Origin of the sequence: Agrobacterium genomosp. 2 str. CFBP 5494, from assembly GCF_900013495.1 — a bacterium.
GTDB lineage: Bacteria > Pseudomonadota > Alphaproteobacteria > Rhizobiales > Rhizobiaceae > Agrobacterium > Agrobacterium pusense.
In genome coordinates this window covers 162,912-175,532 of sequence record NZ_LT009719.1, presented here as the reverse complement: position 1 = coordinate 175,532, position 12,621 = coordinate 162,912, and the positions used below count along the sequence as shown (strand labels likewise).

Sequence of the window (12,621 nt, the reverse complement as noted above, 5' to 3'; positions counted from 1 at the left end):
AATACGTTCGGCGGGCCGGGAAATGTCAACGGAGTGACGCATGTCCTATACATTCCAATTCGGCGCGCTCGCCCAATATCAAAATGAAATTTTGAACGGCATATGGCTGACGATCAAACTGTCGGTCCTCTCCATCGTGCTCGGCTGCGCTTTCGGCATTCTTCTCGCTTCATTGCGCTCCATCAATGGTGGCATCGTCCGCATCATCGTGGATGCTTATGTCGAAGTCATCCGCAACACGCCGTTCCTCGTGCAGCTGTTCATCGTCTATTTCGGCTTGCCGGGTCTCGGCTTTCGCGTCGGGGCGGATACGGCGGCGCTGATCGGCATGACGATCAATCTTGCCGCCTATTCGACGGAGATCATCCGCGCCGGCATCGAGGCGGTGCACAAGTCGCAGATCGAGGCGGGTGAGGCTCTGGGCTTCACCAAGTACCAGATTTATCGTCACGTCATTATCGTGCCCGCCATTGCCAAGGTCTATCCATCCCTCTGCAGCCAGTTCGTGCTGATGATGCTGGCATCGAGCATATGCTCGGCCATCTCCACCCATGAGCTTGCCGCCGCTGCAGCCTTCGTGGAATCGCAGACCTATCGCTCCTTCGAGGTCTACATCGTCGTCACGCTCATCTATCTGGCGCTGGCGCTCAGCCTGCGGCTCATCCTTGCCCTTGTCGGCATGTGGCTGTTCGGTCGCCGCGTGGCCCGTAAGACGATGACCGCTTTGCCGGAGGTGCAGTCATGACCCTTAGAACTTTCGGCTGGAACGAATTCGGCTTCCTGCTGACCGCCCTGCAATGGACCGTGCTTCTGACGATCATTGCGCTAATCGGCGGCGGTATCGTTGGCTTCTTCGTGGCGCTCGCCCGCACCTCGAATTTCAAGGCGCTGCGCATTGCCGCCGGCACCTACATTCAGGTGATCCAGGGCATTCCGGTGCTGATGATCCTGTTCCTGTCCTATTATGGCCTCAGCCTTGCCGGGCTGGAACTGCCGCCACTTTTTGCCGCCGGCGCGTCGATGACCATCTATACGTCAGGTTATCTCGCGGAAATCTGGCGCGGCTGCATCCAGGCGGTGCCGAAGCAGCAATGGGAAGCGTCGGAATCGCTCGCTCTCACCCGCGCCCAGCAATATCGCTACGTCATCCTGCCGCAGGCGATCCGAATTTCGCTACCGCCGACCGTCGGTTTTGCCGTCCAGGTCGTCAAGAACACGTCCATCGCATCGATCATCGGTTTCGTCGAACTGGCGAGAGCGGGGCAGCTCATCAACAATGCCACGTTCCAGCCGTTCCGCGTCTTCGTGGCGGTGGCCGTACTTTATTTCATCGTCTGCTACCCGTTATCCCAGCTGTCGCGTTGGCTGGAAAGGAGGCTTCATGCCGGAAGTAATCGTTGAAAACGTTCACAAGAGCTTTGGCGCTCTGGAAGTCCTCAAAGGCGTGTCGCTGACGGTCGGCCGTGGTGAAGTCTTCGCCCTCATCGGCCGCTCGGGCTCGGGCAAGAGCACGCTGCTGCGCTGCATGAACGGGCTGGAAAAGATCAATTCCGGGCGCATCGAAATCGCTGGTCATGCGATTGGTGAAGACGCCAAGGCCCTGCGGAAGCTGCGCACCGATGTCGGCATCGTGTTCCAGAGCTATAATCTGTTCCCGCATCTGACGGTGGGTGAAAACATCATGCTTGCGCCGCGCATCGTCAAGGACGTGGCAAAATCGGAAACCAAGGATATCGCCCGTGAGGTTCTGCAGCTCGTCGGTCTTTCGGAGAAATTCGATTCCTATCCGGACCAGCTGTCCGGCGGCCAGCAGCAGCGTGTGGCGATTGCCCGCTCGCTTGCCATGCGGCCGAAGGTAATGCTGTTCGACGAGGTGACGTCTGCGCTCGATCCGGAACTCACCGAAGAAGTGCTGACTGTCATGGAAAACCTCGCCAGAGACGGCATGACCATGATCCTGGTGACGCATGAGATGGCCTTTGCGCGGCGTGTGGCGACCGAAACGATCTTCATGCACAAGGGCAAGATCTGGGAGCAGGGCCGCTCGTCCGAACTCTTCGCCAATCCGCAAACGCCGGAACTCCGGCAATTCGTCAAGGCCGATGTGAAGTAGTTCACAGGCACAAAGGAAAATCCATGACCACTGAAATCGTGCAGCTGTGCCCGCTCATCCCGGCACTGGAGGAAGAACTTGCGCAGCGCTTCACCGTGCATCGCCTGTTCGAAGTGTCAGACAGGGCCGCCTTCCTTGCTGAAAAAGGCGGCGCGATCCGCGGCGTCGTCACCGGCGGTCATATCGGCCTGCCGGCTGATATTGGTGCAGCGTTACCAAAGCTTGAAATCGTTGCCATCAACGGCGTCGGCTTCGACAAGGTTGATCTGGCTGAAGCGAAGCGGCGCGGCTTTCGTGTTTCCAATACGCCTGACGTGTTGACGGCCGATGTCGCGGATCTTGCTCTGGGCCTTATTCTGGCGCAGGCGCGCAGGCTGCCGCAGGCAGACCAATATGTCCGCACCGGGCAATGGCTGAAGGGCGACATGGGCCTTTCCACCCGCGTGGCCGGTCGTCGCTATGGCATATTCGGTTTCGGCCGCATCGGTCAGGCGATTGCCAGGAGGCTCGAAGGTTTCGATGCGCATATCTCCTACACCGCGAGAAATCGTCGCGATGTCGCCTATGATTATTATGACAGCATCGAAGCTCTGGCCGCTAATTGTGACGTGCTGATCATCGCCGCAGCGGCCACCGCCGAAACGCGTCATATCGTCAGCGCCGAGGTTCTGAACGCGCTTGGCCCGCAGGGTGTGCTTGTCAACGTGGCTCGCGGCTCGTTGGTGGATGAGAAGGCGCTCATTGAGGCACTTTCGAATGGCGTGATCGCAGGTGCTGCGCTTGATGTCTTCGAGGATGAACCGCGTGTGCCGGAAGCGCTGTTTGCTTTCGAAACCGTCACGCTCGCCCCACATATCGGCAGCGGCACGCATCAGACGCGACGGGCCATGGCAGACCTCGTTCTTGCCAATCTCGACGCGCATTTTGCCGGCAGGGAGCTGCCGACGCCGGTGGTGTGACGGGGCCTTGCTGGATGCCAGAATTCTTGCGGCGCGGCTTCTATCCGCGCCGTTTCCCTGAGACAGGCGCTATTTCATCGCCGCAAGCGTACAGACGGCTACCGGCCACCCTATCTCCGCCCCTCGTTCATATTTATATAATATGTATAATCCTACTATTCTGCTCTCTTATAAAGTGATGAGGCGGATAGGTGCGTTCCAAGGGCCCGAAGACACCCGTGCAGAATCGGATATCGCGAAAAAAGCGCGAAACAGGGCCATCTGCCTCTACCCCAACAGATGAAAATAGTAATCCATCCGACCGGCATGTGTTGTTGGAAGCGATGATCGACCACGTGCCGGATTTTATCTATGCCAAGGATCTGGAAGGTCGTTTCCTGTTTGCGAACCGCGCAATCGTCAAGGAAAATGGTTTTGACACGGTGGAGGAGCTGATTGGCCTCACCGATTACGATATTCACGGCGAAGCAGCACGGCGGGCGGGCATTCCCGACACCGAGGCACGGGTGATGCGCACGGGAGAACCGGATCTCGGTTATGAAGAGCGGGCCATGCGCGGCGATATCGACCGCTGGCTGATGATGTCGCGCGTGCCGCTGCGGGACAAGTCCGGCAACATCATCGGGGTGGTCGGCGCTTCTAGGGACATAACCCAGAAAAAGGCTTCCGAAAGGCTGCTGCAGACGCAGGCGCGCATTCTCGAAATGATTGTCGCGGCGGCGCGTATCGAGGATTTCCTAGAGGAATTCGTCAAGGCGATTGAAAATCTCGCCACGGGGCTTGCCTGTGCCGTACGGGTGTTCGACGCCGCTACGGGTGAACCTTCGGTTTATGCATCGCCGGCACTCGCTCCGCATGCGGGGCTGACGGCGATGATTTCCTCGGTCAGCGATCCTGACATCATCACTTCCCCTGCCGATAACACGGCCTTCAGCTTCGATATTCCCGCCAGCGACGGCAAGGCGCACGGTTTTGTCTGGTGCATGCTCGCGGCCCGCCAGCCAGATCCGGCACTGGTGGAATTTATCGGTGCGGCTGCACGCATGGCGGGGCTCGCGATCGACCGCAAACGTGCTGCCGAACATATCGCCTTTCTGGCCGATCACGACATGCTGACCCGGCTCCCCAATCGCCGTTTTCTCGATACACGGCTGCCGGAAGTTCTTGCGGCCGCGGCAAAAGCCAGGCGGACGATCGCCGTCTGCTTTCTCGACCTCGACAACTTCAAGCAGATCAACGACACGCTGGGCCACAGCGTCGGTGATGCGCTGCTTTCGAAGACGGCGGCGCGCATCGCAGGGACCCTGGGTCGGAACGATCTCGTGTTGCGGGTGGGCGGGGATGAGTTCGTCGTCATTCTGGAGAAGCAGCGTGACGGTTTCGAAAACCGGCTTCGGAGCATCCAGGCTGCGGTCTCACAGCCGCTGCGCATCGGCAATTATGATATCAAGGCGACATCCAGCATCGGCGTGGCGTTTTTTCCGGAACATGGGGAAACCACGGCGGAGATCGTCGCCGCTGCCGATCTTGCCATGTATCAGGCGAAACATAATGGTCGGGACGGTATCGCCACCTTCTCGCCGCGCATGGCAGACGATTTGAGAAAGAAGGTCACGCGTATCGAGGAATTGCGCAGGGCCGTGGAACGGGATGAATTCATCCTGCATTTCCAGCCGCAGGTCGATCTACTTACCGGCGGCATCAGTGGGGTGGAGGCGCTGGTGCGCTGGCAGCACCCGGCGGAGGGACTGCTTGGGCCTGCGGAATTCATCGGCCTTGCGGAAGAAACCGGCCTCATCGTGGAGCTTGGGGAGAGCATTCTGAAAAAAGCGTGCCGTCAGGCGCGAGACTGGATGGCTGCTGGATTGTCGCCTGTCAAAATGGCAGTCAATATCTCCCCCCGGCAGTTTCAGGCCGGCCTGGCGGACCAGATCAGTTCGGTGCTGAAGGAAACCGGCCTTGCACCTTCGCTGCTGGAAATCGAGATTACCGAGACGCTCATCATTCAGGATGTCGACACGTCAGTGCGCATCATGCGCGCCATCAAGCAGATGGGCGTCAGCCTGGCACTGGATGACTTTGGCATCGGCTATTCCTGTCTTGGCATGCTCAAGACATTCCCTCTTTCGTGCATGAAGATCGACCGGTCGTTCCTCACGCATCTGCCGGCAAAAACCAAAGACAGCGCCATTGTTTCGATCATGATCCAGCTTGCCGGTTCACTGGGCATCGATGTCATTGCCGAAGGCGTGGAAACGGCCGAGCAGGCTGACTTTCTGCGCGCTGCCGGTTGTCCCTACGGGCAAGGTTACTATTTCGGCCGCCCCGTGGCGGCTGGCGAGATCGAGGGCATGCTGAAGGCGATGTCCACATTTGCAACCGGTTCTTCCAGCCAACCGCTGTAATCGCCGATCCACCGCCCGCTGCGTTATCCGAACGGAATTGAAGCACCACGCGCGAGTTCCGGGTCGGGTATCGCCGCCTCGCGCACTCACTGCACCAGCCCTCTGCCATTGTCACATCACCGTTGTTATTCAAGGTGAGCTGTTGGGCTCCTGCTGCAGAAATATTGTTACTAGTTTCGCATATTAGAATATCATCGGAAATTAAATATACAATAAAGCCTATTTTGCAAGTGTATATAAGTGTATTTATATATTTTAAACTTTATAATTGTTGTAATTTTACTACTTAGTGTGATTGCGTCATCGTGTTGTATTTTAAATCCGGAGATTTGAATTGCGACTCCCCCGCGATTTCTGTCATTTGCTGATCAGCGCAGGGAAGCGGGCGGCAGGGAAAAGACCAGCCCACAAATTTGCGCATTCGTTGAAAAATTTTTGACTGGAGATTACAAATGAACATCAAGAGCCTTTTGATCGGCTCCGCTGCGGCTCTCGCAGCAGTATCCGGCGCACAGGCCGCTGACGCCATCGTCGCCGCTGAGCCCGAGCCCATGGAATATGTTCGCGTCTGCGATGCTTTCGGCACCGGCTTCTTTTACATCCCCGGCACCGAAACCTGCCTGAAGTTCGACGGTTACGTTCGTTTCCAGACCGACTTCGGTCGCAACCAGTCCGGTACATCTGACTGGGACTCTTTCACCCGCGCCCAGTTCAACATTGACACCCGCACCGACACAGAACTCGGCGCCCTGCGTGGCTACATCGGTCTGCGCGGTCAGGCCGACAACGATACTGACCGCAACTTCGTTCTTGATCAGGCTTTCATCGAACTCAGCGGCCTGAAAGTCGGTTTCTACTACAACTGGTGGGACGACGGTCTCTCCGGTGAGTATGACCAGCTCAGCTCCAACCGCACCCGTCTGAACGCTATCCGTTACACCTACGACGCCGGCTCATTCTACGTGGGTGCCGCTGTTGAAGAGCTCGAAGGTTCGCGTAAGGGCACTTCCGAACTCGGCGTTACGAAGGACGGCAAGTTCCAGACCAACACGAACGATGTTGGCATCAGCGCCATCATCGGCGCAAAGATCGGCGGCGTTAAGGCCAACCTGCTTGGCGGTTACGACACGAACCAGGAAAACGGTGCAATCCGTGCAATCATCACTGCTGACATCGGTCCCGGCACGCTCGGCATCTCCGGTGCTTGGGCTTCCGGCGCCAACTACTACTACGAAGAGTCCGAGTGGACTGTTGCTGCTGAATACGCCATCAAGGCAACTGACAAGCTGACCATCACCCCCGGCTTCCAGTATTTCGGCACGATCGACATCGGCGCTAACAACGACTTCGTTGGCAGCCGCGATGCATGGCGCGCTGGCGTCGCTGCCGGTTACAAGATCACCTCTGGTCTCTCCACCAAGGTTGCGGTCACCTATCAGGACGTCGATGGCAAGAAGGGCGTAAACGGTGGTGGCGACAGCTGGACCGGTTTCGTTCGTCTCGAGCGTTCGTTCTAACAGAGCCTGACAAAAAGCATAACCGGGTTAGACAACTCAGATCCACCCCGTTTCTTGAACGGGTGAGTGCTAGCTCCAGTCAAAGTTCCTGACATGATGTCAGGTTTGCTCCCCGGTCCTCTCCTGGCCGGGGAGTCTTTGTCGTGATGTTGGCAAGAAGTCCAAGGGGACCTTGCCGACCCCAGTCGATTAGTGATCCCGCGTCGATTTGTGATCCTGAACAGGCCCTTGGTCGGCGGCGCGGTATCTCCCATCCGCCGGCGGACGTGGAGGGAGCACGGGTTCGTCGAACGTGCGCAGCAGGCAGCCCCAGCCCGGATCGTGCATGTGTGCTTTCAGACCCGCCCGTTCTGCCAGTGCCATGGCTTCCTGTTGGCCGAAGGAAATGGCGGCGTCTACATCTGATGTCAGTACCCGGCCATTTTCCATCAGCAATTTACCGTCTACAAAGACGGTATCGACATCGCTTCCAAGAACCTGATGGACCAGACGGTGGACCGGCATCCACATGGGCATGAGATGCGGCTTCCGCATGTCTATGATGACGACATCAGCCTTCTTGCCGATCTCGAGCGAACCGATCTCGTCCTCCATGCCGATAGCGTGGGCGGCATCGATCGTGATCATCTCTAAGATCTTGCCCGGCGGAAGCAGGTAGCGGTCGTGATTGTGCAGGAGATGCTGCGTAAATTGTGCCAGGCGCGCCGTCTGCAACATGTCGAAATGGCGGCTTGGAGCTGCGCCATCGGTGGTGATGGCGACACGAATCCCTTTTGACATCATTTCCATGATGGGAGTTGCGCGGCCCGGCGGCGCATGGGTCACGCATGTGCCTGTCTCGGCCAGTATATCTATTTCGTCGTGGGAGATACCCCAGCAATGCTGAAGGTGAATGTCAGGGCCAAGCAGGGCATTTTCCTTGTCCTGAAACGCCATGCGAATTTGCCCGGCAAAGGCGTCGGAATGAAGCCTGACACCGGTCTTGCGCGCCATCTCGCGTATCCGGCGGGCCTGCATTCTGTCACCCTCTGTCAGTTTCACTGCCTGGTCCGGCGTAGATGCATTGGAGGGTTCGACCGACGGTGCGATGGTGAAAGGCGTCAGGAAAACGCTGATGCGGCCATCGGCGCTGCCGTGCAATGCTTCGATCACCGCTTCGCTGCCATCCATCATCTCGTCGAAGCTAACGTCGCGACGTTCCGGTAGACCGCTCTCCCACCTTGTGACCGGATGAGGCCATGGGAGGCCTGACGGCCCGACGCAGATGATTTCGCGAAGGCCGAGTTCGCTATAGGCGCGGGCGTGGTTGATGGCGAAGACGGGGTCATCCGCGCGTGGCATCGAAGTGATGATGCTGGCCCCGGTCGTCACCCCGGCGCGCAGCCGTTCAATGCCGGAAATCAGCCCGTCGGCATACCAGTAGTCGCGGGTGACGTAGTGGTAATAGGTCGGGGTGATGATTTTCATCCACATCGCATTGGTGTCCGCTGCGATGCTGCGAAGAAGGGCGTGGCCCGCGTGGCCATGGGCATCGATCAGGCCAGGAATGAGAAGCTTTCCTCTGCAGTCGATAACCACCTTATCACCGTGGAGCGGGTCCAGTTCATCCACAGTGCCGATGTCGACAATCCTGTCGCCTTCTATCGCCAGTGCGCCGTTCTCAATAATACGCCGCTCCTTGTCGACCGTAACGATCGTTCCGTGCCGCAGCAGAAAGCCTGTCATATTCTCTCCTCCTCGCTTAAACTCGTATTCAAAAACTTGCGATTTTGAGTACGATAATTGTCAACAATATTATTGACAATAAGCCTCAGCGAAACAATACTCCTTCTGCCTGACCGGACCCGTGCCGGTTTCCAACGATCAATAAAAAGGGGGGATCAAATGTCCCGTATCAGAAGTTTTGTCCTGGCGGCCATGGCTGCTACCGCCATTGCCGTTCCCGCCAGCGCGGAGACCCTTCGCTGGGGCGGTCGCGCCGATCTCTATTCGCTCGATCCCTATTCGGTCCCGTCCACATCCAACCTCGCTTTTCTCAATCATATCTACGAGGGTCTCGTCCGCTACGGACCGGACTTCCAGATCGAGCCGGCACTCGCCACCGAGTGGAAGCTGATTGATGGAAAGACCTGGCGCTTTACCCTTCGCAAGGGCGTGAAATTTCATGACGGTGCAGACTTCACCGCCGATGATGTCGTCGCATCCTTCACGCGCGCTTCGGACGCGACGTCGCCGCTGCGGGGCAATATCCCGATTTACGCTGGCGTCAAAAAAGTTGACGACTACACGGTGGACCTCGATGTCAACGCGCCGACTTCTCTCTTTCTGAACGACATAACCAATATCTTCATTTTTAACGCCAAGTGGTTGAAAGATAACAATAGCGAGAAGCCTACCGACTTCGCGTCGAAGGTCGATGGCTACACCACCATGCACACCAATGGCACAGGCCCGTTCAAGCTCGAAAGCCGCGTTCCCGACAGCAAGACTGTTCTCGTTGCCAATGAAGGCTGGTGGGACCAGAAGAAGCACAATCTCGACCGCATCGAATTCGTGCCGATCGCATCTGCGGCAACACGCGTCGCGGCACTGCTGTCAGGTGAAATCGACCTGATCGACTCCGCCCCGATCCAGGATTTGCCGCGTCTGGAATCCTCGCCCAATATCACGGTCAAGAAGCGCACCGAGCTTCGCACGCTTTTCATTGGCTTCAACCGCCGCGAAAAACTGGAAAACGGCCAGCCGAACCCCTTTAATGATCTGCGCGTTCGTCAGGCCTTCGAAGCCTCCATCGATCGTGACCTGATCAACAAAAAAGTCATGCGTGGTCTTGCAAGACCATCCGGCTCGCTGATCGCACCTGAGATCGCTGGTTATGCCAAATCGCTCGACACGTTCGAGCCGGCCGATCCGGCCAAGGCGCAGAAGCTGCTCGCCGATGCGGGCATGAAGAACCTTGCCTTCACCTATACCTGCATGAATGACGAGAGCGTCAACGAAGAGGATATCTGCTCGGGCGTTGCCAACATGTTGAAGCGCGGCGGTTTCCAGCCTACCATCGATATTGCGCCACGTTCCGTGCAATCGCCCAAGCGCAATGGCGGCAAGGCTGACGTCTTCAACCTCAGCTGGGCAAACGAGCCGACTCTTGACGCCTTCTCGATGCTGTCGCAGATCCTCTCGACCCGCAAGGGCGCGATGGGCGTCTCCAACTATGGCGGCTGGTCCAATCCCGAGATCGACAAGCTCGTTGCGCAGGCGGCGCAGGAGCAGGACAATACGAAACGCCTGGCGCTCGAAGAAGCTGCGCTGAAAATCGCCAAGGACGAGACCATGCTCGTTCCGCTGCATCAGCAGCCGATTGCGTGGGCTATGCTGGCCAAGGTCAAAAGCGTCGACTTCCGCGCCGACAACAAGCCACGCCATTGGCTGACCCAGCTCGACAAATAAGACGGACAGCAAGCGAGGCGCCGGTCACTGGACCGAGCGCCTCACCTGTTTCAGCGGACATTCGAGCACGCACCAGTTCATTTGACTGGATGTGAAGCCGACGAAACCGTGTCAAAAATTGTCGACAAAGTTGCACTGTGTTCGTGGTTCCTACACGCCGCGTAACCTTTGCCCATCTCTGGAAGAGAATGATCGAACCTGAAAGCCTGCGCGGCTCAGGCTCGCGTCCGAGAGGTAACAATGCTGGTATTCATCATCAAGCGTTTGGGAAATGCCGTGCTGGTCATGCTTTCCGTTGCGCTTATCGCCTTTCTCATCTTTCGGCTGGCGGGTGATCCCGTCGAGCTGATGGTCGGCGAACAGACCTCGCAGGAGGATCGTGCAGCCCTGCGTGAGAGGCTCGGCCTCAATGACAGCCTGCCGACCCAATATCTGCGGTTCGTCAAAGACGCGGCGGAGGGCAATTTCGGCGTTTCCTACCGCAACGGCCAGCAGGTGCTGCCGCTGATCGCGGAAAGGTTCCCCGCGACCCTTGAGCTGGTGCTGGTTGCCACCGTGATCTCTCTGGTCGTCGGCCTGCCTCTGGGTGTTCTGACGGCGATCCGGCGCGGGAAGTGGTACACGGAAGGTCTGCAGTTCCTGTCGATCGTCGGGGTGTCCCTGCCAAGCTTCGTTGTCGGCATTCTTCTCATTCTTGTCTTTTCCGTTTCCCTCGGCTGGGCACCGGCATTTGGCCGTGGCGATGTCGTTCAGCTCGGCTGGTGGTCAACCGGGCTTTTGACCTCGTCCGGGCGTGCTGCGCTCATTCTTCCGGCTATCGCGCTTTCGCTTTATCAGATCACCCTCGTCATGCGTCTGGTGCGGGCTGAAATGCTTGAAGTTCTGCGGTCCGATTTCGTGAAGTTCGCACGGGCCCGCGGCATTCCGCGCTGGCGGATCTACTTCCGTCATGCGCTGCGCAACTGTCTGATGCCGGTGGTGACACTGACGACGATGAATGTGGGTTCGCTCATCGCCTTCGCGCTCATCACGGAAACGGTGTTTCAGTGGCCGGGCATGGGCATGCTGTTCATTCAGGCGGTTACCTTCCTCGATATCCCCGTCATGGCGGCCTATCTCTGCATCATCTCCTTCATCTTCGTTGTCCTCAACACGTTCGTCGATATCGCCTATGCCGTCATCGATCCGCGTCTGCGCACCGCGCGCTGACCGAAGGGAGCCAGTTTCATGACAGACCTTTCGCAAACGGAAAAAACCGCCCGTCGGTCACTTTTCAGCCGCATGCGCGATAGCGACCTCTACTGGTCGTTCAGCCGCAGTAAATCGGCCAAGATCAGCGCGCTCATTCTCGCAATCCTGATCCTCGCAGCTGTCTTCGCGCCGTGGATTGCGCCCCAGAATCCCTATGACGGTGCATCGCTGGACATGTGGAAGGCCGAGCTGCCGCCGATCTGGCAGGAGGGCGGCGAATGGCCGTTTCTGCTTGGAACGGATACGCAGGGACGCGACATGCTCTCGGCCATTCTCTACGGCACACGCATCTCTATCGTCATCGGTGTCGCCTCCGTGCTGCTTTCGCTCGTCATCGGCATGACGGCAGGTCTGGTGGCGGGGTACTTCGGCGGTTTTGCCGATGGCCTCCTGATGCGCATCGGTGACATCACGCTCTCGATCCCGACCATTCTGGTTGCCATCCTCGTGTCGACAGTTGTGCGGCAAATGCTGCCCGACAATCTGCGTGAGGTCGGTGCATCCGCCGTGCTCATTCTCGCCATCGCGCTTTCCGCCTGGGTGCAATATGCGCGAACGGTCCGTGCACAGGCGATTGTAGAAACCGGCAAGGACTATGTTCAGGCCGCTAAGCTGATCGGCGTGCCCGCCCGCCGCATCATGGCGGCGCATATCCTGCCCAATACGTTAACGCCGATCATGGTTGCCGCCACGCTGAATTTCGGCATGGCGATCCTGACGGAAGCGACGCTGTCCTTCCTTGGCATTGGCATGCCACCAAGCCAGCCGTCGCTCGGCACGCTGATCCGTATCGGCAACCAGTTCCTGTTTTCCGGCTCCTGGTGGATCGTGCTGTTCCCTGTCTTCCAACTCTGCCTGCTCGTCGTCACCGTCAACCTTCTGGGTGACTGGCTGCGCGATGCGCTCAATCCGAAACTGAGGTGAGC

General features: G+C 58.1%; 10 protein-coding genes. 9 read left to right on the top strand and 1 reads right to left on the bottom strand.

What is annotated here, in order from left to right:
- Positions 1–40: 40 nt before the first annotated feature.
- From AGR2A_RS15725 to AGR2A_RS15700, 6 genes are all read left to right on the top strand, one after another.
- Entirely contained in the window at positions 41–745 is a 705-nt protein-coding gene (locus AGR2A_RS15725) for an amino acid ABC transporter permease (RefSeq protein ID WP_006700307.1), read from the top strand.
- A complete protein-coding gene (locus tag AGR2A_RS15720) occupies positions 742–1,401 on the top strand; it encodes an amino acid ABC transporter permease (protein ID WP_003521700.1) in 660 nt (219 codons plus the stop codon). The genes AGR2A_RS15725 and AGR2A_RS15720 overlap by 4 nt, the downstream gene beginning before the upstream one ends.
- The gene (locus tag AGR2A_RS15715; protein WP_004444596.1) at positions 1,382–2,113 is read left to right on the top strand and encodes an amino acid ABC transporter ATP-binding protein; all 732 of its coding nucleotides are present in this window, start codon (positions 1,382–1,384) and stop codon (positions 2,111–2,113) included. Before AGR2A_RS15720 ends, AGR2A_RS15715 begins: the two co-directional genes overlap by 20 nt.
- 23 nt (positions 2,114–2,136) lie before the next feature.
- Positions 2,137–3,072 carry a 2-hydroxyacid dehydrogenase gene (locus AGR2A_RS15710; protein WP_080823120.1) on the top strand — a complete coding sequence of 312 codons (936 nt, stop codon included), beginning with the start codon at positions 2,137–2,139 and terminating at the stop codon, positions 3,070–3,072.
- A 230-nt stretch (positions 3,073–3,302) separates the two neighbouring features.
- Positions 3,303–5,477 carry a putative bifunctional diguanylate cyclase/phosphodiesterase gene (locus tag AGR2A_RS15705; RefSeq protein WP_080823407.1) on the top strand — a complete coding sequence of 725 codons (2,175 nt, stop codon included), beginning with the start codon at positions 3,303–3,305 and terminating at the stop codon, positions 5,475–5,477.
- Between the two features lie 452 nt (positions 5,478–5,929).
- Positions 5,930–6,994, top strand: a complete 1,065-nt coding sequence (locus tag AGR2A_RS15700) for a porin (protein ID WP_080823119.1) — start codon at positions 5,930–5,932, stop codon at positions 6,992–6,994.
- 189 nt (positions 6,995–7,183) lie between these two features.
- Here the strand turns inward: AGR2A_RS15700 and AGR2A_RS15695 are convergent, their stop codons facing one another.
- Positions 7,184–8,719: an amidohydrolase family protein gene (locus AGR2A_RS15695; RefSeq protein WP_080823118.1), complete on the bottom strand. Its 1,536-nt coding sequence runs from the start codon at positions 8,717–8,719 to the stop codon at positions 7,184–7,186.
- Between the two features lie 159 nt (positions 8,720–8,878).
- On the opposite strand from AGR2A_RS15695, the gene AGR2A_RS15690 reads away from it, so the two are divergent.
- The 3 genes from AGR2A_RS15690 (at position 8,879) to AGR2A_RS15680 (ending at position 12,619) form a co-directional block, all read left to right on the top strand.
- Positions 8,879–10,444, top strand: coding sequence for an ABC transporter substrate-binding protein (locus AGR2A_RS15690; protein ID WP_080823117.1), 1,566 nt, complete (start codon positions 8,879–8,881; stop codon positions 10,442–10,444).
- Positions 10,445–10,684: 240 nt separating this feature from the next.
- On the top strand, positions 10,685–11,653 hold the full coding sequence (locus AGR2A_RS15685) for an ABC transporter permease (protein WP_004444583.1): 969 nt from the start codon (positions 10,685–10,687) through the stop codon (positions 11,651–11,653).
- Between the two features lie 18 nt (positions 11,654–11,671).
- On the top strand, positions 11,672–12,619 hold the full coding sequence (locus AGR2A_RS15680; RefSeq protein ID WP_004444582.1) for an ABC transporter permease: 948 nt from the start codon (positions 11,672–11,674) through the stop codon (positions 12,617–12,619).
- Positions 12,620–12,621: the final 2 nt, after the last annotated feature.